Source organism: Paraburkholderia sp. GAS199, assembly GCF_050436585.1.
Classification (GTDB): Bacteria; Pseudomonadota; Gammaproteobacteria; order Burkholderiales; family Burkholderiaceae; genus Paraburkholderia.
The window spans coordinates 30827-53077 of record NZ_JBNDMM010000003.1; the positions used below are offsets into that span (position 1 = coordinate 30827).

20 protein-coding genes are annotated in these 22251 nt (G+C 62.3%); 14 read left to right on the forward strand and 6 right to left on the reverse strand.

Annotated features, from left to right (window positions below):
* The first annotated feature begins 344 nt into the window (after window positions 1-344).
* From P3T18_RS11835 to P3T18_RS11875, 9 genes are all read left to right on the forward strand, one after another.
* Window positions 345-752, forward strand: a complete 408-nt coding sequence (locus tag P3T18_RS11835) for a DUF4399 domain-containing protein (RefSeq protein WP_429301067.1) — start codon at window positions 345-347, stop codon at window positions 750-752.
* Window positions 753-809: 57 nt separating this feature from the next.
* Window positions 810-1244: a DUF4399 domain-containing protein gene (locus P3T18_RS11840; RefSeq protein WP_429300121.1), complete on the forward strand. Its 435-nt coding sequence runs from the start codon at window positions 810-812 to the stop codon at window positions 1242-1244.
* A gap of 284 nt (window positions 1245-1528) precedes the next feature.
* Complete coding sequence (locus P3T18_RS11845) at window positions 1529-1810, forward strand: hypothetical protein (protein WP_429300122.1); 282 nt, start codon at window positions 1529-1531, stop codon at window positions 1808-1810.
* Window positions 1811-2158: 348 nt separating this feature from the next.
* Window positions 2159-3538 carry an efflux transporter outer membrane subunit gene (locus P3T18_RS11850; RefSeq protein WP_429301068.1) on the forward strand — a complete coding sequence of 460 codons (1380 nt, stop codon included), beginning with the start codon at window positions 2159-2161 and terminating at the stop codon, window positions 3536-3538.
* A 253-nt stretch (window positions 3539-3791) separates the two neighbouring features.
* Complete coding sequence (locus P3T18_RS11855; RefSeq protein ID WP_429300123.1) at window positions 3792-6395, forward strand: FHA domain-containing protein; 2604 nt, start codon at window positions 3792-3794, stop codon at window positions 6393-6395.
* Window positions 6373-7746, forward strand: coding sequence for an HlyD family efflux transporter periplasmic adaptor subunit (locus tag P3T18_RS11860; RefSeq protein WP_429300124.1), 1374 nt, complete (start codon window positions 6373-6375; stop codon window positions 7744-7746). The genes P3T18_RS11855 and P3T18_RS11860 overlap by 23 nt, the downstream gene beginning before the upstream one ends.
* 43 nt (window positions 7747-7789) lie before the next feature.
* Window positions 7790-8542, forward strand: coding sequence for a peptidylprolyl isomerase (locus tag P3T18_RS11865; RefSeq protein WP_429300125.1), 753 nt, complete (start codon window positions 7790-7792; stop codon window positions 8540-8542).
* Between the two features lie 54 nt (window positions 8543-8596).
* Complete coding sequence (locus P3T18_RS11870; protein WP_429300126.1) at window positions 8597-11653, forward strand: peptidase domain-containing ABC transporter; 3057 nt, start codon at window positions 8597-8599, stop codon at window positions 11651-11653.
* Window positions 11650-12999 carry a sigma-54 interaction domain-containing protein gene (locus P3T18_RS11875; RefSeq protein WP_429301069.1) on the forward strand — a complete coding sequence of 450 codons (1350 nt, stop codon included), beginning with the start codon at window positions 11650-11652 and terminating at the stop codon, window positions 12997-12999. Before P3T18_RS11870 ends, P3T18_RS11875 begins: the two co-directional genes overlap by 4 nt.
* 14 nt (window positions 13000-13013) lie before the next feature.
* Here P3T18_RS11875 and P3T18_RS11880 read toward each other — a convergent pair whose 3' ends face one another.
* Both P3T18_RS11880 and P3T18_RS11885 read right to left on the reverse strand, forming a co-directional pair.
* The gene (locus P3T18_RS11880; RefSeq protein ID WP_429300127.1) at window positions 13014-13784 is read right to left on the reverse strand and encodes a PP2C family protein-serine/threonine phosphatase; all 771 of its coding nucleotides are present in this window, start codon (window positions 13782-13784) and stop codon (window positions 13014-13016) included.
* 5 nt (window positions 13785-13789) lie between these two features.
* A complete protein-coding gene (locus P3T18_RS11885) occupies window positions 13790-14077 on the reverse strand; it encodes a hypothetical protein (RefSeq protein ID WP_429300128.1) in 288 nt (95 codons plus the stop codon).
* 438 nt (window positions 14078-14515) lie between these two features.
* On the opposite strand from P3T18_RS11885, the gene P3T18_RS11890 reads away from it, so the two are divergent.
* Together P3T18_RS11890 and P3T18_RS11895 are read left to right on the forward strand one after the other, a co-directional pair.
* Window positions 14516-15019: a lecithin retinol acyltransferase family protein gene (locus tag P3T18_RS11890; protein WP_429300129.1), complete on the forward strand. Its 504-nt coding sequence runs from the start codon at window positions 14516-14518 to the stop codon at window positions 15017-15019.
* 60 nt (window positions 15020-15079) lie between these two features.
* A complete protein-coding gene (locus P3T18_RS11895; protein ID WP_429300130.1) occupies window positions 15080-15328 on the forward strand; it encodes a hypothetical protein in 249 nt (82 codons plus the stop codon).
* Between the two features lie 36 nt (window positions 15329-15364).
* Here the strand turns inward: P3T18_RS11895 and P3T18_RS11900 are convergent, their stop codons facing one another.
* The gene (locus tag P3T18_RS11900) at window positions 15365-16231 is read right to left on the reverse strand and encodes a LysR family transcriptional regulator (protein ID WP_429300131.1); all 867 of its coding nucleotides are present in this window, start codon (window positions 16229-16231) and stop codon (window positions 15365-15367) included.
* A gap of 132 nt (window positions 16232-16363) precedes the next feature.
* On the opposite strand from P3T18_RS11900, the gene bla reads away from it, so the two are divergent.
* Window positions 16364-17266 (forward strand): class A beta-lactamase, encoded by a 903-nt coding sequence (gene bla / locus P3T18_RS11905; protein WP_429301070.1) that lies wholly within the window; start codon window positions 16364-16366, stop codon window positions 17264-17266.
* Between the two features lies 1 nt (window position 17267).
* Here bla and tehA read toward each other — a convergent pair whose 3' ends face one another.
* From tehA to P3T18_RS11920, 3 genes are all read right to left on the reverse strand, one after another.
* The gene (tehA, locus tag P3T18_RS11910; protein WP_429301071.1) at window positions 17268-18299 is read right to left on the reverse strand and encodes a dicarboxylate transporter/tellurite-resistance protein TehA; all 1032 of its coding nucleotides are present in this window, start codon (window positions 18297-18299) and stop codon (window positions 17268-17270) included.
* Between the two features lie 162 nt (window positions 18300-18461).
* Window positions 18462-18812 carry a response regulator gene (locus P3T18_RS11915; protein ID WP_429300132.1) on the reverse strand — a complete coding sequence of 117 codons (351 nt, stop codon included), beginning with the start codon at window positions 18810-18812 and terminating at the stop codon, window positions 18462-18464.
* 10 nt (window positions 18813-18822) lie between these two features.
* Window positions 18823-20301 carry an RAD55 family ATPase gene (locus P3T18_RS11920; protein WP_429300133.1) on the reverse strand — a complete coding sequence of 493 codons (1479 nt, stop codon included), beginning with the start codon at window positions 20299-20301 and terminating at the stop codon, window positions 18823-18825.
* Between the two features lie 447 nt (window positions 20302-20748).
* Between P3T18_RS11920 and P3T18_RS11925 the strand changes: the two genes are divergently transcribed.
* Together P3T18_RS11925 and P3T18_RS11930 are read left to right on the forward strand one after the other, a co-directional pair.
* A complete protein-coding gene (locus P3T18_RS11925) occupies window positions 20749-21795 on the forward strand; it encodes a phytoene/squalene synthase family protein (protein WP_429300134.1) in 1047 nt (348 codons plus the stop codon).
* 147 nt (window positions 21796-21942) lie between these two features.
* Window positions 21943-22191 (forward strand): hypothetical protein, encoded by a 249-nt coding sequence (locus tag P3T18_RS11930; RefSeq protein WP_429300135.1) that lies wholly within the window; start codon window positions 21943-21945, stop codon window positions 22189-22191.
* Window positions 22192-22251 lie beyond the last annotated feature (60 nt).

The window sequence follows — 22251 nt, forward strand, 5'->3', positions numbered from 1 at the left end:
GGCCTGTGAACAACGATAGCACGCGCTTTGCAGGTCGTAATCGTCGACGAATAGCGAACGCGTTATACGGTTAACGAGTGTCGCGTATCTTTTTGGCAAGTTACGACCTAAGCTGATTCACAAAGTGACGTAGCACGGCCGTCTTGATAGAGCGGCTATTCCACTGGCACCTAGCCGCGCATCCAGACGGAGCGCGCTTGCCCCTTGCGCAGCCGATGCGGCCATGACCACTCTACTGGGAGTGCGCAATGCGAAAAACTCAACGACCTGGCGTTTCCGGCATGCAGCAAGACGAGGCAGTACTTTGCGATACGCGTCGCAAGCTCTGCGGCAGCGGTCTGCTGATGCTGCTGGGCATCTTCTCCTTCTCCGCCCGCGCGCTCGCCGCGCCCACCACGTCGCCGCCCGGCGCCGAGGAGTACATCATCTGGCCGTCCGATGGTGCGGTGATTCACGGCGGCAAACTGTGGGTCCGCATGGGACTGCGCAATATGGGCGTGTGTCCGAAAGGCGTCGTGTTTCCCAACACGGGCCACCATCATCTGTTGATCGATACCGATCTGCCGCCGCTCGATCAGGAGATTCCGTCCGACCGCAATCATCTGCATTTCGGTGCGGGCGAAACCGATGCGCGCATCGAATTGCCGCCAGGCAAACACACGCTGCAATTGCTGCTCGGCGATCACGATCACGTGCCGCACTCGCCGCCCGTGTATTCGAAGAAGATCACGATCACCGTGCTCAAGAACTAGCGCGCTTCGCTCGTTCACAGCCTTTCACAGCGGGTTTGTCAGGACGGAGAGACCATCATGGAAAGAATCATCGCGGCCATCGCGCTGGCGGCCATTGCGGCATTGGCCACGCCGGGTACGGCCGACGCAGGAACGACGCCGGCCCCCGCCGGCGCCTACGCCTATATCGGCTATCCCAACGACGGCCAGGTCGTGGCCGCCAATAAACCGTTTCGCGTGTGGTTCGGCTTGCGCTATATGGGCGTCGCGCCTAAGGGCGTCAAATATCCGAACACCGGCCATCATCATCTGTTAATCGATACCGATCTGCCGCCGATGGATCAGGAAATTCCCTCCGACCGCAATCATCTGCATTTCGGCGCGGGCGAAACGGAAACGACGATCCAGTTGCCGCCCGGCAAGCACACGCTTCAGCTGCTAATGGGCGACGACGCGCACGTTCCGCACAACCCGCCGGTGTATTCGAAGAAGATCACCGTGATTGCGCGCTAACGCGTTGCGCGATTTTTTGCAGTGTTTCGCGGCAGCCAACACGAACCATCGAGCTGTTGGCTCCGAGCCACCAACCGCATCACAGGAAAGCAGGCAGGAAGCGAGCGGTGACACGGCGAATAACGGATCGACACGCGCGAAACCCTTTATCCGACGGCGTTCACAAAATTTCTTAGGATCGGGAAGCAAAACTGGCACAGCCCATGCATTAGTGACACTCGAGCAGACAAGTTGCTCGAACCCAACCGAAACACTGTGCAGCTACCCTTTCCAGGAGATTGACCATGAACACGCTGACCATCAAAGACCTCTCGATCACCGAACAACTCGACAGCAAGGCAATGAGCGCCGTGCGCGGCGGTACGGGCTACTGCTATCCGAGCTCGCAGTACTTCAACTTCACGCCGGTGTGCGCGCCGAACAACAGCAAGACGGTCGACGCCACGCAAATGATCAGCACGGTCATGAACATCCAGAACGCGAACGGCAACAACGCCGCCTTCGTGTCCGGTATCGACTCGTCGATCAACCCGCACGTCAGCGCCAGCAACAACATCTACGCCTGAGTCGTATCCGGTGCCGCGGAGGCCTGACCGCCTCCGCGTGCCGCCGCCGCAGTCCATCAAAAAGCGTGGTGATCCGTTCGTTTTTTCGTCACGACCGCCGCGCCCCGCACCTGTTTTCCGCGTTCATCTCCTCGCACGGTTCGATGGTTAAGCCGTGCAGGACCTGCTTTACTTGAAGAGCGCGCGCCTTGTGCAAGGCCGCCTGCGTCATCGGAGAATATCGTGTCAGCGTCGTTCGACTTTTCGTCACTCGCGCTTTCGCTTCATGCAGCGGCGCGGCGCTTTACCGGCTCGCGGCCGCGGCGTGCACTCCGGCAGGTTGCCACGCTACGCGCCATCGGCACGGCAATGACGTGCGCCGCGCTGCTCAGCGCCTGTATCGACGTCGGCATGCCCGATTACAAGCGGCCCGACACGCCGGAGAAAACATCGTGGTCGGATCAGAAGGGCGCGCCGGTATCGGCGAGCGCCACGATCGAGCCCGACTGGTGGAAGGGCTTTCGCGATCCCTATCTGGACACGCTGATCGCCAAAGCGATCGCGGGCAACTTCGACATCAAGGTACTGGCCGCACGCATCGACGTGGCCGGCACGCAGATTAGCGAAGCCAAAGCTGGCGCATTGCCGACCATGGATCTCGGCGCCGGCGCCGATTTCGAAAAGACGACGCATCAGACCTTTTCCAAACAGTACAACCTCGCGACCCAGGTGAATTGGGACATCGACATCTGGGGCAAGGTGGAGAAGGGCGTCCAGGCACAGAAAGCCGAATTTCACGCGAGCGAAGCGGACTGGCGCGCGGGCTATCTGGAGCTTGTGTCGAATGTATCGAGCACCTATTTTCAGATTCTGCAATTCGACGACCAGATCGAGCAGCAACAGAAAACACTCGTCACTAACCGCCAGATTCTGACCATTTACGACGGCCAGCGTCGCAACGGACTTGTGCCTCAAACTCAGGTATTGCGCCAGCAGGCGGAAATCAATCGCCTGACTAACCAGTTGCTGGAACTGCGCCGCTCGCGCGACGTCGCGAACAACGCGCTGTGCACGCTGCTCGGCGTGCCGGCCGGCGAATTCCAGTTGCCCAAGGGACATCTGCAACAACGCGTGCAGTTGCCGCCGGTGCCGGATGGTTTGCCCGCGCAGTTGCTGGCGCGTCGGCCGGACGTCGTCGCGGCCGAGTTCAGAGTACTCGAAGCCTACGATCTGGTGGGTCAGGCGAAACTCGCCCAATTGCCGAGTATCAGTCTGACGGGCCACGGCGGCACCGCCAGCTTCGCACTCACCGATCTGCTGAAATCGTTCACCTACGGCTTCATGCCAAGCATCAATATTCCGCTGCTCGATCCCGGCGTACGGGCGCACGTCAAGGTGACGAAGGCGCAGTCGACCGTGGCCGAACAGCAATATCGCGTGGCCGTGATGGGCGCATTCGAGGAAGTGGAGAACGCGCTCGTCAATCTGAACTCGCATAAGGCGCAGCGCGTGGAACTCGAGCAGCAGGTTGCGCGTTTGCAGATCGTGGCCGATCAGATCGAATCGCAACTTCGGCTCGGCCTCGTCTCGCAACTGGAAGTATTCGAAACCGAGCGGACCCTGCTCGAAGCGCAGCAGGACCTGCTGGCCAATCACCAGCTGATTCTGTCCGACACCGTGCTGCTCTATAAAGCGCTGGGTGGTGGCTGGCCGAGCGTGGACGTGCAAGCTGAAGCCACGGCAAAGTAATGAAGCACTCAGGGAACACACGGCCAATCTGCGGCGCGTCGATGAAAGTGGCGTATTTCGCCTGCATTGTGACGCGCTTATCCGCTTCGTCAGCGGCATTCCGGAAATTGACACTCGCCATGCGTGACTTAAAATCTGTAAGGAGCCGACGTTTGCGCCGCTCCCTGAAAACAGCACGACTCGCCGTGGTTCATGTTCCTCTATCTCGCTGCGTTCTCGCCGCAGCGGGTAAACGATTAGTGATCCAGATAAAATGACCACCGGCGAAGCTCCGATTGCCGAGATGCGTACGATAGCCGGTCCCGTGTTCGACGTGGTGCTCTCGCCGCTCGAACCGGCGCCGTCGGCGGGTGGTATGTCGCAGGCCGTGTCACGGCCCGCACTCGACGCGATCCGTATCGTCGACAGTCTGTTTGCCATTGGGCGCAGTGAAGCGCCGTTCACCGATTATCCGGCCGACCGTTTGTCGCGGCTGTCGCGCCGTCATGCGCGTATTTTCACGGAACACGGCGCGGTGTACGTGGCCGATCTCGGCAGCAAGAACGGCACGACCGTCAACGGCGTGGCCGTGCGAACCACGCCTGCCCGCGTGCGTGCCGGCGACGAACTCTGCTTCGGCGGCGAACTCTGCTACCGGGTGAGCATCGAACCGCGCGCACGTATCGTCGCGGCCTCCAGCGCGGCGCTCGCGCCGGCGCTGCTGCTCGTGCCGCAACGCGACGACCTCGAATTGCTGCCCATCGAAGTCACGGCTTTTCCGTTTCTCGTCAGCAAAACCGATGAGATTTTCTCGCGCTACAAGGATCGCTATCCGCATCAGGTCAATTACATTTCACGGCGGCACGCGCACATCTTCGTGAAGAGCGGGCAGTTGTATGTCGAAGACCTGGGCAGCACCAACGGGACATTCGTCGGCGGAAAGCGGCTCGACGAATCGGCGCTGCCGTTGGCCGACGGCGACGTCGTTGCATTTGGCGGCGACCACTTCGTCTACAGGGTGACGTTGCAACAACCCGCCGAAGTCGAGCCGACCGTGACCCAACTCATGCTCAACCCCGCCATCGGCGACGCCGCCGATCCCGACAAAACCACCTTCGTCGCCGCCGCGCATTCGTTCCTCGATATCTTCTGCGTCGATCCGGCGTTGCAGCGCGAAGACGAAATCAACGAGGCAGCACAGCAGCCGTTGGCGTCGGATAAACACGATGGTTCGGGTAGCGCCAGAATGGCGCGCGGCGAGAACGGCACGCAGCCCGCCAACGGCGCAGCGATCCCGACGAGGCGACGCACGCAGCGCTGGCGCTTGCTCGCCGGCGAACTGAACAAGGCTTTCGCCGGCGCCGATCGCCATCACATGCGCCGCCTGGTCTGGGGCGGCGGCGCGGGTCTCGTCGTGCTGGTGGCGATCGGGGTGGCGCTGTACATGCGCGGTTCTTCCGAGCGTGAACTAAAAACTCTGCTTGCCAGCGGCGATTACAGCAGCGCGGTGGTGTCGGCAAATGGCTATCTGGCGGGTCATCCCGGCGACACGAAAGTCAGTGCGCTGGCGAGCGAGGCGCTACTCAAGGCCAAAGTGCCGGGCTGGCTGAACGCGCTCGAAAAGGCCCAGTTCGACGATGCCGACGCGCTGCTCAAGGACATGAAAGCATCGAGTGCGAACAACGCCGACGCCGCGTCGCTGATCGGCGAATTGCAGTGGGTGGGCGATCTGGAGCGTTTCGTCGTGGGACGCGGCGGCGTGGACGCCCCGATCCGCATGTACGCGGACGAAACGACGATCACCCGCCTGTTGCAACGCTGGGACGACGACGCGAAAAGCCACCAGCGGGCACTCGATCGTATCGCGGCCTACGTGCCCGCATTTGCCGATCCGTACGCGCAGGCGCTCAGCCATCTGCGCAAACTGGAAAGCGACGACTCGGTGTATGTCGCCGCCATCGACCGGCTGAACGGCACGATCCGGACCGAGCTCGCACGCGACAAACCCGATGCGCTGCCGGCGGTACTCGACGACTACGCGCAACGCTATCCGCGTCTCGCCGGACTCGACCGCGTACGCGAAGATTTGCGCCAGTACACCGGCGTGCTGAACGCAACGCTCGGCCGTCAGCTCGTCACGCTGCTGGCCTTGCTGAAAACCTTGCGTCTGACCACGCCGCCGTTTCAGGCCCAATTCCATCAGCTCGCCACCACGCGTTTGCCGTCCACCGACGTAATCGAGCGCCACGATGCCGTGAGCGCGGCCTGGCTGCGCGGCGACGGGCAGCAGGCGCTGGCCGGTTTGCAGGCCATGCCGGCGGGACCGTGGTCCGACGTGCTGGCGGCAGAAGCCGCGCACAAGAAGACCTTGCTCGATCAATTTGCCGATCTGCAGAAAACGCGCGGCAGCAAGGACGATAGCCAGCGTTTGCTGTCGTTCTACGCCAGCCTCGATCCGCAGACCGACGCGTGGTTTTTGCAGTCGATCCAGAAAGACGTCTCCGCGCTGCACGACTCGGCGCTGGCCCGCGCGCAAGACCTGCTGCTGCGCGCGCAGAGCCTGTGGAAGCAGTACCGTGCGGGCGGCGCAATCGGCGGCACGCAGCGGCTCGAAGGCGGCATCTCGGGCGGCTTTCGCAGCGAGGCGCGTCTGTTGTCCGAGGCTCAGACGGCCGCGCAGCAGGGAATGCGTATCTACACCCAACTGAAGGCGGACCATCCCGCCGATTTCGACCGTCTGCTCGCGGATATCGACGCCGAGGTGAACCTGCAACGCCGTTCGCTGACGGATTTGCGCATGGTGCTCGATCCGGGGCTGCTGAAGGCGAAGCTGGCATTGATTGGAGGCGATCAGAGTGAAACGCGACAGTCACCTTAAATCGCTCTCCGAGGCGCTGGAAGATCACAGCGTCGAAGGCATTGCGATTCTGACCGCCGAGCCGGTGAAGATCGCCCGCGCGCTGATCTGGGCGATGGTCGCGCTCGTGGTGGTGGGCCTGCTCTGGTCGTTCGTGGGGCGCGCGGATGTGATCGTGAGCGCGCAGGGCACCTTGTCGCCGGAATCGGAAGTGCGCCGCATCTACGCACCGATCGACGGTGAACTCGCCGACCTGTATATCGCCGAGGGTCAGCCGGTGCAAAAGGGCGACGTGCTCGCGCGGCTGAACGCACGTGGCGCAATCGAAGCGGCCAGCAATGCGCTGCAGGCGCAACTCAAACTCGAAGACGCCGAGCGCGACTGGAAACAGTTTCCTGAGAAAAAAGCGCTGATGGAGCGCAAGGCCGCTGCATTGAAGGCGCAAATGGAAGTGGAGGCGCGCCAGCACGAAAATCGCGTGTCGGAGGGCACGACCAAACTCGCGGAAGGGCAGAAAGCCGAACTCGACGAAGCGCGCAGCGTGCTCGACAACGCGCGCCGCACACGCGAAGCGGCGCGCCAGGAACTCGACCGCTATTCGCGTCTGTTCGCGCAGCCGGGCGGCGGCGGTATTGCCGAATTGCAGGTGGAGCAGAAACGTACCGCCGCGATGGAAGCGGACAACGCTTATCGTGTCGCTCAGTCGAAACTCGCCGAGCTGGATTTCCGTCTGAGCCACGAATACGCGCAAGCCAACGCGCAACTCGAAACCAGCGGCCAGCAAACCACGGATCTGCAACTCCAGTACGACTCGGCGGTGCGCGATATTACCGACGCCGAAGACAAGGTGCGCCTGCAATTGCAAAGCGCGCGGCTGGTGTCGGAAGCGGCGGCGCGCATCCGTTTCGAGAATATCGACAAAGACAACTTCCTGCTGATTCTCGCGCCAGTTTCGGGCGTGATTACGGATGTGACCTCCACGCAGCGCGGCGACAAGATTCAGGCGAACGCACCGCTCGGCGGCATTGCGCCGAAAGACGCACGGCCCGTCCTGAAGATCGAGATCGCCGAACACGACCGCGCTTTTCTGCACGAAGGCCTGCCGGTGAAGCTGAAGTTCAACGCGTTTCCGTATCAACGTTATGGCCTGATTAGCGGCACGCTCGCTTATATCTCGCCGGCCACCAAGCCGTCCGCGCAGGACAAGCAGCCGGTGTACGAAGGCCGCGTCACGCTGGACAAAAACTATTACCAGATTGCCGATACACGCTACCCGTTGCGTTACGGCATGACGGCGAACGCGGAGATCGTGGTGCGCGAACGGCGCCTGATCGATCTCGGACTCGATCCATTCAGGCAAGTGGCGGGTTGAGTGCCGCCACGCCGCTGACACGCCCATTCAAGGAGCGGATGACATGACCGCGATAGTGCGAATCGATGACGAAGTGGTAGACGTGAGCGAGTTTATCCGTCTGCTGAAACTGACCGGCCAGTTCGAAAGCCTGATCGAGCAGATCGTGCGCGACAAGCTCACGGTGCATGCCGCGAAAAAGCAGGGCATTGCCGTCAGTGCCGACGAAGTGCAGGAGCGCGCCGATCAGTTTCGTCGCGTGCGCGGCCTGCATCGCGCGGCGGATATGAATCAGTATCTCGACGCGCTGAACGTGAGTCTCGACGAATTCGAGGCGTTCATCACCGACGGCCTGTATCAGGAGAAGATGCTCGACGCGGTAGGCAACGAGGCCGCAATCAAAGATTACTTCGCACTCAATTCGCCCAAGTTCGACGCGATCGAAGTGAGCCATATCGTGCTCGATAGCGAAGGCAAGGCGAAGGAAATGATCTCGTATCTGCACGACGACCCCGACAGTTTCGCCGACATGGCGCGCGAGCACTCCATCGCCGACACGCGCGAAGCGGGCGGCGTGATCGGCAAGGTGCTGCGCGGCTCGCTGAAGCCCGATATCGAAGCGAAGATTTTCAACGCCTCGGTGGGCGATCTGCTCGGCCCGTTCGCGTCCGCCGACCGCTCGTGCTTCGAGATTTTTGCGGTAACGGCGAAGTATCCCGCCGCGCTCGACGCCGACGTGGCCGCCGAAGTGCGCCGCCTGTTGCGCGAGAGCTGGCTGATTGCCCGCGCCCAGGAACATGTGATCGAAGCGCGCTAGGCGTGCTGGATCGTTTCCGCTCAACGCCCGCCTCGTAACGAAACCGGACCGCTCATGGATGCACCCCAGACCGCGCCCTCCGCCGCCGAATTCCTGAGTTCGGTGGAGATCCTTTCGCCTTTTTCGCGCGACGAGATAGACCGTCTTGCCGAATTCGCGCAAGCGCGCTTTTACTCGTTCGGCGAGACCGTCTGTTCGGCAGGTGAGACGGCCGACGGTTTGTACGTGGTTCGCTCGGGCTCCGTGCGTATTTTCACGGAAGAGCACGGCAAGGAAACCAGCATGGGCGTGCGCAAGTCGGGCGAGATTTTCGCCGACATCGCGATGTTGCGCGCCTATGTCCACGAGGCGTCGGTGCGGTCTTCCGCGAAAACCGAGTTGCTCTTTATTCCCCGCGCGGTCATCGAACCGGTGATCGCGGGCAATCAGGCGGCACTCGCGTTTGTCGCGAGCTACGTGGCGATCAACTCGGCGGGCGGTTTCGTTGCGCAGTTGTTCGATCTGCGCGGCAAGCTCAACAAGGCGGAACTCGAAGAATACGTGCGCAGTGTGGGCGTGAAGCGCGTGGCGGCGGGCAAGGAAATTCTCAGGCAGGACGGCCGTGAAGACCGGCGGCTTTACGTGGTGCGCCAGGGTGAAGTACGTATCGTGCGCCACGAGGAAGGTCGCGATTACACGCTGGCAACCTTGGGTGAGGGCGAAATCTTTGGCGAAAAAGCCTGTTTGATGCGTCAGGAGCAGATGGCCTCGGCCGTCGCGAGCGTCGACACGCGCTTACTCGTCATTCCCGAACGCACGGTCCATTTCATTCTGGAGCGCAATCCGAAACTGCGCGAAGTACTGGACGAGCGCATTCGTTTCGGCGACCGCGAATTGCAGCGGCAAAAGCGCGTCGAGCAACGCCGCAAATTGCCGTTGATGCTCGACCTGCAAAGCAAACCCGAATTCGGCGAAAAGCTCATCAAGCGTTTTGCGCTGGTGGAGCAGGCCGAGGAAATGGATTGCGGCGCGGCCTGCCTTGCCATGGTGTGCCGCCACTACGGCATTCCCATGACGCTCGGCAAGTTGCGCGAACTGGCCAACGTCACGACCCAGGGCGCCACACTCGACAGTCTCGCGCGAGCCGGCGAATCGCTCGGCTTCACGGCGCGCGGCGTGCAATGCACCTTCGACTCGCTACGCGGCTTCGATCTGCCCTTTATCGTGCATTGGGAAGGCTATCACTACGTGGTGATCTACGGCGTCTCCAAAGACTATGTGTGGATCGCCGACCCCGCGCTCGGTTTCAGAAAGCTCACCGTCGAAGACTTCGAGCGCGGCTGGAGCGGCACGTGTCTGCTGTTCACGGGCGGTCCGAACATGTTGCAGATGTCCGCGGCGCGTTCGCCGTGGATCCGTTTCGTGGGGTATCTGCGGCCGTACAAGAAGATTCTGGGTCACCTGTTTCTGGCGACATTCGTGATTCAGGTGTTGGGTGTCATTCCGCCGCTGATTATCCAGAACATTCTCGACGGCGTGATCGTGCATCAGAACGTGAGTCTGCTGCATCTGCTGATTGGCGGGCTCATCATCGCCAATGTGTTTTCGCAATTGATGTCGTCGATTCGCGCCTATCTGGCGAACTTCATGGTGCGCAACATGGACTTCGCGATGATGTCGCAGTTCTTCAAACATACGATGTCGCTGCCGTTCTCGTTCTTCGCCAAACGCAAGACCGGCGACATTTTCGCGCGTTTCCAGGAGAACCAGACGATCCGCGCGTTCCTCACCGAATCCACGGTGACGACGGCTTTAAACCTGCTCATGGTGTTCATCTACTTCACGATCATGTTTGTTTATAACGTGAAGATGACGCTCGTGCTGATTGCCTTCGTTATTCCGATCATGGGGCTGACCGCGATCGCCACGCCGCGTATCAAGCACTACGCCCGCGAGGTATTCACGGCGTCGACGGATTCGAAAGCGTTTCTGATGGAGGCGCTCGCGGGTGTCGAAACGGTGAAGGGCATGGGCATCGAGCGGCCGGTGCGCTTGCGCTGGGAGAAGAAGTACGCCAAAGCGCTGGAAGTGCAGTATCGTGCGCACGCTTTCGGTATTCTCGTCGGCCTGGGCAGTCAGTTGCTCAATGCCGCCACCACGATTGCGATTCTCTGGGTGGGCGCGAATCTGGTGCTGGCGCGCGAAATGACGATTGGCCAGCTCATTGCATTCAATGCCTTCATGGGGAGCGTGCTCGGCCCGTTGATGGGACTCGTGGGTTTGTGGAGCATGGTGAACGATGCGGGCGTGGCCATGGAACGTCTTGGCGACGTGCTCGATATCGAACCGGAGCAGAAGCCGGCCGATTTGCCGTCGCGCGTGATGTTGCCGGAATTGCAGGGTGAAATCAGCTTGAGCGGCGTGTACTTCCGTTACGGCGAAAACGACTCGGCGTACGTGCTGGAGAACATCAGCTTCGATATCAAGCCTGGCGAGATGGTGGCGATAGTCGGTCGTAGCGGGTCGGGCAAGACGACGCTCGCGAAGTTGCTGGTTGGCTTTTATACGCCCACCGAAGGCAAGATGACGATCGACGGCTACGATCTCGGCGTGGTCGATAAAGCTTATTTCCGCTCGCAGATCGGCTATGTGATGCAGAGCAATCTGCTGTTCTCGGGCACGATCGCCGAGAACATCGCGAGCGGCGACGATTCGCCCGACCGGCGGCGTATCGAAGAAGTCGCGAAGATGGCGGACGCGCACGCGTTCATCGCCAAGATGCCGCTCGGCTACGAGCAGATTGTCGGCGAGCGCGGCGTCGGTCTTTCCGGCGGCCAGATTCAACGCCTGTGCATTGCGCGGGCCTTGTATCACGATCCGCGTCTGCTGGTATTCGACGAGGCGACGTCCTCGCTCGATTCGCAATCGGAAAGCAATATTCTCGGCAATATGCACGAGATCCTGAAGGGCCGGACCGCGGTCATCATCGCGCACCGGCTCAGCACGATCATGCGCGCCGACAAAATTCTCGTGCTGTACGAAGGCGCGATTGTCGAACAGGGTCGTCACGATGAACTGATCCAGCGCGGCGGCATGTACTACCAGCTGGTCCAGAAACAGTTGAGCGCCTGATGAAGATACTCGACCAGATAGAAGAGGCCAGCCCGGCGATTTCCTATGCAGGCTTGATCGAGAAGATCGAGATTCTGCGCTCCACGCTGCGCTGGTCGTCGCGCCTCGAACGCGCGGATATCGACAAGCTGCTGCGCCAGGCCACGTCTTTGCGCGACGAAGTGATGCAGCTGTCGCACAAGGAGCGTTTCGTGCAGGCCGCCTCGGCCGCCGAGGCCAATCGTGACGATGGCGCCGACCAGTCGCGTGGCGCGCGTCGCAAGGCGCTGCTCGAACGCAGCTTCATCTTCGAAGGCACGTTCGGCGACAATCCACGTTTGCTCGAATCGCTGGAGATTGCCGAGAAAGCGGCGCCGACCGATTTGCCCGTATTGATCGACGGCGAAAGCGGCACGGGCAAGGAACTGATGGCGAAGGTCGTGCACGCCAACGGCTCTCGTGCCGACAAGCCGTTCATCTCCGTGAACTGCGGCGCGATTCCCGACAATCTGCTGGAGTCGGAATTGTTCGGGCATCGCAAGGGCGCGTTCACGGGAGCGTCGAACGATCGCAGAGGCAAGTTCGAAAGCGCGCATACCGGCACGATCTTTCTCGACGAGATCGGCGAATTGCCGCTGGCTGGTCAGGTGAAACTGCTGCGCGTGCTGGAAGCCCACGAGATTCAGCGCGTGGGTTCCGACGAAACCATCGCGGTGGATACGCGCATTGTCGCGGCGACCAATCGCAATCTTCGGCAACTCAGCGAAGAAGGCAAATTCCGCGAGGACCTGTTCTATCGGTTGAGTGTGATCCACGTCACGTTGCCGCCGCTGCGCGAGCGGCGCGACGAGATTCCGCTGCTCATCTCATGGTTCGGCGACGAAGCGGCGGGCAGCCTGAAACGGCGGCCGGTCAGATTGACCCCACGTTTGCGGGACTTTCTGCTCAACTACGCCTTTCCTGGCAACATCCGCGAATTGCGTAACGTGATGTACCGCGTGTCGTGCCTCGCGGGCGATATGGCCGACATCGACCACTTGCCGGTGGACATGCGGCCCGCGGCGCCCGGCTCGCCGGCAGCGGCGCAAAGCGGACAGGAGCCGATCAGCGTGGCCAACCTGATGTCCTTGAGCGACGCCAAACGCGCCGCAAGCGACGACGCCGAAAAAGCCTTCCTGGAGCGTGGATTACGCGAGGTGAGCGGCACGGTGGCAGAACTCGCGCGCCGTATCGACATGAACCGCTCGCATCTGCAAATGCTGTTGAAGAAGCACGGCCTGCATTCGAAAGACTTCCGCAACCGCAATCTGCAAACACAGCCCGGCAAGAACGGCGCGCCCGACAACGACGAAGACGACGCGGACTAGCGCGAACGGCGCAGTCATGGCGCGGGATTCAGCAACGTCTTCTCGGATGCATTCGGGTCTTCGGCGCGCACCACCACGGCCGTGATATTGTCGCGACCGCCGCGCGCGAGCGCGAGTTCCACGAGGTCTTCCGAAGCGCGCTCGCACGCCGCGCGAGTCAGCACGTCGAGCATTTCCTCGTCGCTCACTTCGTTCGACAAGCCGTCGCTGCAAAGCAGAAAGATATCGCCGTCGGCCACTTCGATGGCGTCGTCGTCGAGTTCGAGCAGATCGGTCGCGCCTACCGCGCGCGTGATCATGTGCTGGGCCGGATGATGGCGCGCTTCTTCTTCCGTCAAAACACCGAGCAGTTTGAGTTCTTCCACCTGACTGTGGTCGCGCGTGAGTTGACGCAGCGCGCCTTCACGCAGCAGATAAATGCGGCTATCGCCTGCCCACAGGTAGCCGCAGAATCGGTCGCACGCGAGCAACACTACAACGGTGCAGCCGATTCGCTGCACCTGCCGGCGCATGGCTTCGTCTCTCAACTGACGATTGGCGGCTTGCAGACTCGCGCGCGTTTGCGCGAGGGTCGCGCTCATGCCGGCGGGTGACGCGAGACGGCTCAGTGCGTCGATCACGAGCCGGCTCGCCACGTCGCCCACGGCGTGTCCGCCCATGCCGTCGGCGACGGCCCAGCGTCCGGACTCGGGCTGGTCGAGGCAGGCATCTTCGTTGATCTCGCGGACGCGTCCGGCGTCGGAACGCGCGGACGAGGTCCATCGAAACTGGCTTGCACAGTTCACAACGGCTACACCGTATCGTTTCTGCTGCTGACGTCGGGAGCGACACTGATGGACGCGTTCGCGCCGGTATTGCGGACGTCGACCGACTGGAACGTGTTGATCATCTGGTTAGCATAGAAGTTGTTCGACACCTCGTACAGGTTGACGACCGGCCCGATGCTAGGCGTTTCCCGCACATAAGGCTGAATCCAGCCGTACACCCACGGCGCACCGCCGCCGCCGCGAATAGATGCCATCGCGCGGCGGTCGAGCGCGAGATTCATCGAGAGATCGTTCACTGTGATGGTAGCCATGTCGTTCTCCGGTTGGCCGCCCGGAAGCGGCGCACGGTTCAAAGGTTGGTGAACATCCAGTTGCAAGTGGCATGCCAAATTGCGCGTCGCGCGCGCGATTTGCGGTGATGCGTTGATAGCCGTGCGATTGCGGGGAACCACGTGTCGCGCGATACGTGCAGCGCGTCCACGAAGGTCGGCGGCCAGCCAACACGAGCATGCATCGAGCGGTGTGAGACCCAACACATTGAACGGACAGACTCTCGCCATTTTTAAAGCGAAAAAATGATCGTCATGGGCCAACACATCGGATCGGATTCTGTCGGCCTGTGACAAACATCTGCCTGCCAGAAATTAGCGCTTCACGTCATTCGAGCCCGCCAGACAAGGCTTTTCGAGCACTGGCCCGGATGATGCAAAAGACCTCGCAACAGTGTTGGAAACGAAACGAGGCCAGCCATGAACACCCTTCTCTCCGAATCGAACGAAGCCGTGCGCAACGATAGCCGCCATGCCTCGTCGACCATCGACCTGCCGATCGGCGCGCATCTCGTCACGCAGCGCCGGGGTTACGAACATCACGGCATCTACGTCGGCAACGGACGCGTGGTGCATTACGCGGGCTTTGCGAGTTCGGCGCATCGCGGACCAGTCGAAGAAGTGGAACTCGCGCGTTTCGCCGCGGGCCATCCGTTGACGATTCGCACGACGCCGAGCGCGCGTTATGTCGGCGATGAAGCGGTGCAGCGCGCACGCTCGCGTCTCGGCGAAAACCGTTATCGCCTGCTGACCAACAATTGCGAGCACTTCTGTTCGTGGTGTCTGCTCGGCGAAAGCCGCAGCGAACAGGTGCATGGGTGCCTGCGTCATCCGCGTACCGGCATGCTGGCGCTCATGTGTCTCGTCAAGGCTTTCGTGGAAAACGGCCGCACCGTTCAGCGCGTGGCCGTGCAGACCGCCTGAACGCGTCGTAGTGAATTGCAGCCGCACGCGGCTGAATAGATCGAAGTCGAGGAGAGCATCATGGTTGCCGCCGAAAAAAGCCTGCACTGGGCCGTGGACAAATGGCTCGCGCCCACACCGTCGAAGCCCGCGCGCGTCGTGCAGTTCTGCCACCGCGCCGCGCATCAACGCTACGTTTGCGTCGAAGCGTTGCGGCCGGGCGGTCTGCTGTCGATCTTCTTTTTCCGTCACGACGACGGCTCATGGAACGTGTTTCCGCCGCAGGCCGAACGCCCCGCGATGAACGGACATCGGCGTGCCGCCGCGTGACGGGTACAGGCAAACACGCGCGCACTACTGGCCCGCTTACGCCGCAGCTTCCCGAGTGATCCATTGACTGAACAGCAGCATGGCCGGCGTCATGGGACGGGTCTTCAACCAGGTCAGCCAGTAGCTGCCCGAATGCACTTCGATATCGAACGGACGCACGAGGCGCCCCGTATTGATCTCGTGATCGAACATCAGCGCCGGCGCGAGCGCGATGCCCGCGCCCTGCATGGCTGCCTCCACCATCAGCCGTGACGAATCGAATACCGGGCCGCGAATCGGGCGCGGTGCGATGCCGGCGGCGGCGAACCAGTTCATCCAGTCGTCGGCGCGATAGGAGCGCAGCAGCGTTTCGCCGGCGAGATCGGCGGGCCCCGCAAGACGCGCGGCAATGTCCGCGCAACACAGGATGGCGAGCGGCGCGTCGAGCAGACGCGTGGCGAGCGAGCCGGGCCAGGTGCCGTCGCCGAAACGGATGGCGAAGTCGAGGCCTTCGGTGGCGAGATCCACCAGGTTGTTGTTGGTGAGCAGGCGCAGCTCGACGAAGGGATGCGCCTCGCGAAACGACTTCAGGCGCGGCATGAGCCAGCCGACCGCAAATGTTCCCACCACGCCGACCGTCAGCACCTCGTGGAAATGGCCGCCCTCGAACTGCTTGAGCACGGCTTCGATACGATCGAACGCGTCGCTCAGCACCGGCCGCAGTGCGAGGCCCTCGTCGGTCATCGCGAGGCCGCGCGGCAGCCGTTTGAACAGCGTGGTGCCGAGGCGCTCTTCGAGGCTGCGGACCTGCTGGCTGACGGCCGCCTGGGTCACGTTCAGTTCGAGCGCGGCACGCGTGAAACTCAAATGCCGCGCGGACGATTCGAAGGCGCGCAGCGCGTTCAGCGGCAGATAAGGTCTCATGATTCAGGTATAAGTTTTTCTATTGGACTGACTAACTTATCATCGTTTGTCAGCGTCTCGCGAAAATTCGATAGTAGCGGCTCGACACAAGGAGCGGCGATGATCACGAGACGGAAATTCGTAGGGACGGTGATGGGTGGGGCGATAGCTGGAGTTGCGTCAGGCGCGGCCGGCGCGTTTGGCGCGACGGCGTCGAATGCCGCCGGCGCAAGCCCGGCCGACTCCGCGAAGGCGCAGCAGATGCGCCGGCAAATCATGCAGATCGAGACGGACAGCGGCGGTCGGCTCGGTGTGTCGATACTGGACACCGCCACGGGTTTTCGCGCCGGCTCGCGCCGCGACGAACGTTTTCCGATGTGCAGCACGTTCAAGCTGCTGTTGGCCGGTGCCGTGCTGACGCGCACGGACCGTGGCGAGGAAAACCTCGCGCGTCGCGTGGTGTTTTCGAAAAGCCAGCTGGTGGCGAATTCGCCGGCCACGAGTCAGCACACACGTGAGCGCACGGGCAGCGCCGGCATGAGCGTGGCGCAATTGTGCAAGGCGGCCATCACGCTCAGCGACAACACGGCGGCCAATCTGCTGCTGGCGACCCTGAACGGACCGGCGGGTTTGACCGCTTTCGTGCGTCAGCTCGGCGACACCGTCACGCGTCTGGACCGCAACGAACCGACGCTGAATGAAGCGATTCCCGGCGACCCGCGCGACACCACGTCGCCCGACGCGATGCTCGCCAATCTGCGCGAGCTGTTACTGGGCGAGCGTTTGTCGACCGCCTCGCGGGCACAACTGGCCGCGTGGCTCGTCGCGAACGAAACCGGCGGCGCGCGGATTCGCGCGAAGCTGCCGAAAGACTGGCGCGTCGGCGACAAAACCGGCACAGGCGAGCACGGCACGGCCAACGACGTCGCGATTCTCTGGCCGCCCCAGCGCGCGCCGATCCTCGTGTCGGTTTATCTGACGGGAGCGGGTTCGGATGCGGCCCGCAGCAATGCGGCGATTGCGAACGTCGGGGCGCTGGCCGCTTCGCTGGCGTGAATCAGCCGGCGCTGGTGCCGCGCGGGTCGGTCGCGATCGGTTGGGGCGCTTGCGCTGTGGGCTGTACTGCGGTTTGCACGTCAGCGGGCGCAATCAGCTTGCCGCGTATCAGCAGCCCGAGCGTCTTCACGGCAAGGATGCCGATCACCAGATTCGAGGCCACGAACAGAACCGGCGCGATCCAGTCGAGCGGGCTGCCCGCGCCGCGTTCGACCATGCGAGCCGCCATGGTCGGCAAAGCCGCGACACCGAAACTGAACGCCCAGTAGACGGGCGTGAACGGCTGCTGACGAATCCACGGCAGCAGGCGCAGCAGGATCAGCATCTGATACAGGCCGTAGCCGAGCAGGGCCAGCGCGAACAGGTCGGGTACGCCGGTCGTCAGGCTGAGATAGGAGATGCCGCCCACGACCGGCGGCGCGAGCTGCACGCCGAGCAGCGGACGCAGCGGTTCCGGCAACGGTTCGTGCACGGCGGCGCGATGCAGGATGAGCGATTCGATGGCGAGCCAGGACAGCAGGCCGGCGCCGAAGAACAGTCCGCCGAGCTGATGAAAGCCGAGTGCCGCCGCCGTGGTGCCCGCGACGAAGCCGGGCGCGACGGTTGGCAGATAAATCGCGGGCGTGACCAGTTCGGGCTTGCGTCCGCCCTGCCAGAAACGGCCGTGCAGATACGCGCCGAGCGCCAGTTGCGCGACGGTCGCGATCCAGAACAGGGCGAGTGCGAAGGTGTGGGCGTACGGCAGGATCAGTTGTGCCACGAGCAGACTCGACACCGGACCCAGCGCGGCGTACGACGATTGCAACGGATGCTGCATTTCGGCGCGCGCTTCGTCCGCGCGGGTCAGCCATTTGTGGGCGTAGGCGGCCAGCATTGCGAGCCAGATTGCGAGCGCCGCGACCGTCAGCACGTCGCCCACGGACGCGGGCAGATGCCACACCCGGATTGCCACGCGCCACAGGTTGGCGAACGCCGTGGCACCCACCGCGATGCCGAAAAAAGAGGCCGGAACGGCCCCACGTTTGCTGTTCATCATGAATCTCCACAAGCCGATTCGCGCTTTGCGATGTCAACGCTGCGCGAGCCATGCGTGACTTTAACGGCCAGGAGAGAAAGCGGGAATGTGGGCGCGTCTCGAATAATGGCGCAATCGTTCAATGTTCCCCGGTTCGACGAGGGACGAACCGGCGACCGGTCAGTGCTCGAAACCGGCGATCAGGTCGAGCAGGGCGTCGAACGAAAGCGGTTTGCGCGCGTATTGAATGTGCGGATTCGGCTGACGCGGGATGTCCGCGGCAGCGCTGCACAGGATGATCGGAATCGCGCACAGATCGGGATCGGCGAACAGTGCCGCGCACAATTGCAGCCCCGACATGACCGGCATCATGCAATCCGACACGATGATGTCCGGCCGCGTCATGCGGATCTGCTCGAGCGCGGCGCGTCCGTTGGAGGCGGTGAGGACCACATAGCCGTGCCGCTCCAGCAGCAGCCGCCAGACTGTGAGAATGTCGAACTCGTCGTCCACGACCAGAATGGTTTTCATGGGCGCCCGGCTATACCTTTCGTTGCGGAGTCAACATGGCCGACAGACCCGGCTCCGCCACCATGCTTGCCGGATGCCCCGAAACTTCCGTCACGTCCAGCCCTTGCGAGGAAATCACGAGTTCGCGCAGCGATGTGTCGTGCGCGCTTTCGCGCTGCTTGACCACCGAAATCATGCGACGCAGACCCGCATCCGTTTCCGCGTAGCGCAGCAGGACGAGGTTCTCGGTCAACGCCGAAACCCGCACGCTTTTTCCATGGCCAGGATCGGCGTAAAGCGGCAATTCTTCGGTGATCAGCGTGGTCACGCAGGCTTCGCGCAACTGATGCAGCAATGCGTTCAGGAATAGCCCGAAGCGTTCGGGACGCAGCGCGGAATCGCGGAATCCTTCCACGCCGTCGATCACGATGCGCGACGCGCCGGTTCGCTTGACGGTGGCGAGCGCGGTTGCCGCGAGTTCGTCGATCGCCAGTTCGATGGCGGGTTGCCACTGAATCGAGAGGCTGCCGTTTTCGTAGGCTTCGGTGAGACCGATCGAGACGGCCTCGGCTTTGCCGATCAACCGTTGCGGTCCTTCGTAGAAGCCGAGATAGACGCAGCGTTCGCCCCGCGCCACGCCGGCCGCGAGAAACTGCAGACAGAGCAGTGTCTTACCGACACCCGACGGCCCGATCAGCGTCGTCGTGGAGCCTTGCGCGAAGCCGCCGCCGAGGAGATTGTCCAGATGCGGAAGGCCAAACCCGAGGCGCGTTTTGAGGTCCACGGGGCCCGGCATGGAAGCGCCTTGCGCCTCGATGCGCGGGAACATCAGCAAACCGCTTTCGGCGATACGGAAGAAATGCTTGCCCATCAGATGATTGCGCGCGCGCATCTTGTGGACTTCGATTTCGCGAGCGCGGCGCATGCCGTCGTTGTAGCGGTTCAGTTCGATCAGGCCGTCGACGAGCGTGTGCTCGGGATGCGGCTCGTTGCCCGACAGCGGCGCGAGCAGCAAGGTGGTGCAATCGAGCGCCGCGACCAGCGCGTTCAGTTCGTGAATGAACTTCGACAGCGACAACTCGGTTTCGCTGAACTCACGCGCGCTGCGAAAGCCGTCGATGATCATCAGGCTCGGACGGTAGTCGTAGATGCTCGACGCGATCAGCTTGAGGAAACCGTCGAGGCCGTCCTGCATCAACTCGTGATAGCCCGAGACGAACAGCATCTGCTGCGCGACCGCGGCTTCGTCGAAGAAACTGAGGTTTTTCAGGTGGCCCAGCAGCTTGTCGTGCGATTCGGCAATCAAGGTCATGTACAGCACCTTTTCTCCGCGACTCACGCGATGAAAGCCGATCTGGCTCGACAGAATCGTCTTGCCGGCGCCCGCCATGCCCTCGAGCAGATAGACGCCGCCGCTGACCAGACCTCCGCCGAGGATCTCGTCGAGACCCGGCACGCCCGTTTCCACGTTGGAGCGGGAAGAAGACGTCTGAGATTCGTGGATAGTCATTGTGGTGTGTCGTTCAAAGTGCCGGCATTCGACGCAACGCGCGCCGGCCGTGTACGCCTAACCCATTCGAGGCAGCAATCCGCGTTCCCGTCGCGATTCGGCGGCCCGCAGACGGCGACGGATGATCCGGCATTCTAGCGGTCGGCGCCGCGGTTGGCGAACGGCGTGCCGCCGCGCGGCGCTTACGCGGGATGAGCGTAGATGAAGTGGCGACGGGCAAGCTCCTGAAGCGGACGATGTTTCGCTAAACGGCAAAGCCGGCACAGCGAAGCGAGTGATCGAAGCGAGTCATCCGTCAGGAAAAATGTGGATCGCAATGTAAAGCCGGGAGGAGTGCGAGCAGCCGCGCGACGCCATGCGCATTGGACCAGGGCCGCACGGGCAGTGTGCTTCACCGTATACAATTCGGCAGCGCCAGTTTTCGCCCATTCTTACCTGATCCCATTCATGCCGAATCCGACCCGGGCCTTTCTTCTCGGCCCGCTCCTGAAAGGCGTTTCACGCTCCTTTTATCTCACGCTGCGCGTGCTGCCCGCCGGCATGCGTGATCCAATCGGACTCGCGTATCTGCTTGCGCGCGCCGCCGATACGATTGCCGATACTTCGCTGATCTCGCCGCAACAGCGCCTTGCATTGCTGCTGTCGCTGCGCGAGCAGGTCAACGGCGCGCCACGCGACTCCGCCCTGTTCCAGCGCATGGCGGCCGAGGTTGCGGCCCAGCAGGAGCAGTCGGACGAAAAGCTGCTGCTCGAATCGCTCGAACCCGCGCTCGATGTTCTCGCGCAACTCAGCGACTCGGATCGCCAGGCCGTGCGCGACATCGTCACGACGCTGACCGAGGGCATGGAATTCGACCTTCGCACTTTCCCCGACGAGCAGTCCGGTGAAATCGCTGCGCTGAACGTCTACGACGAACTGGATCGCTACACGTATCTGGTGGCGGGTTGCGTCGGCGAATTCTGGACGACCATGACCTACGCGCATATGCCCGGCACGCTCAAGGAGCAACCCGCCACGATGCAGCGTCGCGGCGTGCGTTTCGGTAAAGCGCTGCAACTCACCAACGTACTGCGCGATTGCGGCAAGGACTTGCGAATCGGCCGCTGCTACCTGCCGCAATCGATGCTGGTCGAACTGAACCTGAGCGCGCAGGATCTGCTGTTGCCCGCGAATTCCGTGCGGGCGCGGCCGCTCATGATCGAACTCGTGCGCAAGACGCTGGCGCATTTCCGCGAGGCGCTCGATTACACGCTCGCCATTCCCGCGTGGTCCGTACGATTGCGTCTTGCGTGTCTATGGCCGATTCTGATCGGTCTCGACACGCTGCTGCTGCTCGTGGACAACCGCGCGTGGCTCGATCCGGCTCAGGTGTCCAAGGTTCGTCGCAACGACGTCTACCGGATCATCGCGTCGTCGCTGGTGCTGGTGCCGTCGAATGGACTGGTGCGGGCGGCTGTCGAAAAGCGCATCCGGCTGATCGAAGCGCGCTTCTGACGGCGCCGCGTTTCACCCGTGGCGCGCCGGCGGCGCGCTGCGAAGTCGACACCTGGGGTTCGTACTAGCTCTGGCGGAAAATCGGGAAACCCCTAGCATCCACCCTTCCATGGTTCGCGTTAGTCTGTTCAAAACAGGAGACGAACCATGCGACAAGTGTTCAATATTGCCGTGGTGCTTTTGCTGGGCTATCTGCTGGCGGATAGGGCGCTCATGCGCGCGCAAGCAGGCGAGATGGGGACGATAACGTGCCAGAAAGGCGCGCAGCTGACTAAACTCGACGCGCTGAAGAAAGGTTTCGGCGATATGGCCGCGAGCAGCCAGGGCGAAAATTTCCTGTCGAGTTGTCTCGTGACTGGCCGTGGGCAGATTGGCGAACTCGTCGCGCGAGACTGATCGCCGAACCGGTCGACAATTTTATGCTGCACTGCACCTAGCATTCTGGTGCGGCGCAGC

Bases quoted from the DNA above. Each gene is read 5' to 3' on its own strand.
- tehA (WP_429301071.1), bottom strand. From the start codon at position 18,299: ATGAACAGCAAACGTGGGGCCGTTCCGGCCTCTTTTTTCGGCATCGCG.
- P3T18_RS11895 (WP_429300130.1), top strand. From the start codon at position 15,080: ATGGTTGCCGCCGAAAAAAGCCTGCACTGGGCCGTGGACAAATGGCTC.
- P3T18_RS11915 (WP_429300132.1), bottom strand. From the start codon at position 18,812: ATGAAAACCATTCTGGTCGTGGACGACGAGTTCGACATTCTCACAGTC.
- P3T18_RS11925 (WP_429300134.1), top strand. From the start codon at position 20,749: ATGCCGAATCCGACCCGGGCCTTTCTTCTCGGCCCGCTCCTGAAAGGC.
- P3T18_RS11890 (WP_429300129.1), top strand. From the start codon at position 14,516: ATGAACACCCTTCTCTCCGAATCGAACGAAGCCGTGCGCAACGATAGC.
- P3T18_RS11930 (WP_429300135.1), top strand. From the start codon at position 21,943: ATGCGACAAGTGTTCAATATTGCCGTGGTGCTTTTGCTGGGCTATCTG.
- P3T18_RS11900 (WP_429300131.1), bottom strand. From the start codon at position 16,231: ATGAGACCTTATCTGCCGCTGAACGCGCTGCGCGCCTTCGAATCGTCC.
- bla (WP_429301070.1), top strand. From the start codon at position 16,364: ATGGGTGGGGCGATAGCTGGAGTTGCGTCAGGCGCGGCCGGCGCGTTT.
- P3T18_RS11855 (WP_429300123.1), top strand. From the start codon at position 3,792: ATGACCACCGGCGAAGCTCCGATTGCCGAGATGCGTACGATAGCCGGT.
- P3T18_RS11920 (WP_429300133.1), bottom strand. From the start codon at position 20,301: ATGACTATCCACGAATCTCAGACGTCTTCTTCCCGCTCCAACGTGGAA.
- P3T18_RS11870 (WP_429300126.1), top strand. From the start codon at position 8,597: ATGGATGCACCCCAGACCGCGCCCTCCGCCGCCGAATTCCTGAGTTCG.
- P3T18_RS11865 (WP_429300125.1), top strand. From the start codon at position 7,790: ATGACCGCGATAGTGCGAATCGATGACGAAGTGGTAGACGTGAGCGAG.
- P3T18_RS11835 (WP_429301067.1), top strand. From the start codon at position 345: ATGCTGCTGGGCATCTTCTCCTTCTCCGCCCGCGCGCTCGCCGCGCCC.
- P3T18_RS11885 (WP_429300128.1), bottom strand. From the start codon at position 14,077: ATGGCTACCATCACAGTGAACGATCTCTCGATGAATCTCGCGCTCGAC.
- P3T18_RS11850 (WP_429301068.1), top strand. From the start codon at position 2,159: ATGACGTGCGCCGCGCTGCTCAGCGCCTGTATCGACGTCGGCATGCCC.
- P3T18_RS11845 (WP_429300122.1), top strand. From the start codon at position 1,529: ATGAACACGCTGACCATCAAAGACCTCTCGATCACCGAACAACTCGAC.
- P3T18_RS11840 (WP_429300121.1), top strand. From the start codon at position 810: ATGGAAAGAATCATCGCGGCCATCGCGCTGGCGGCCATTGCGGCATTG.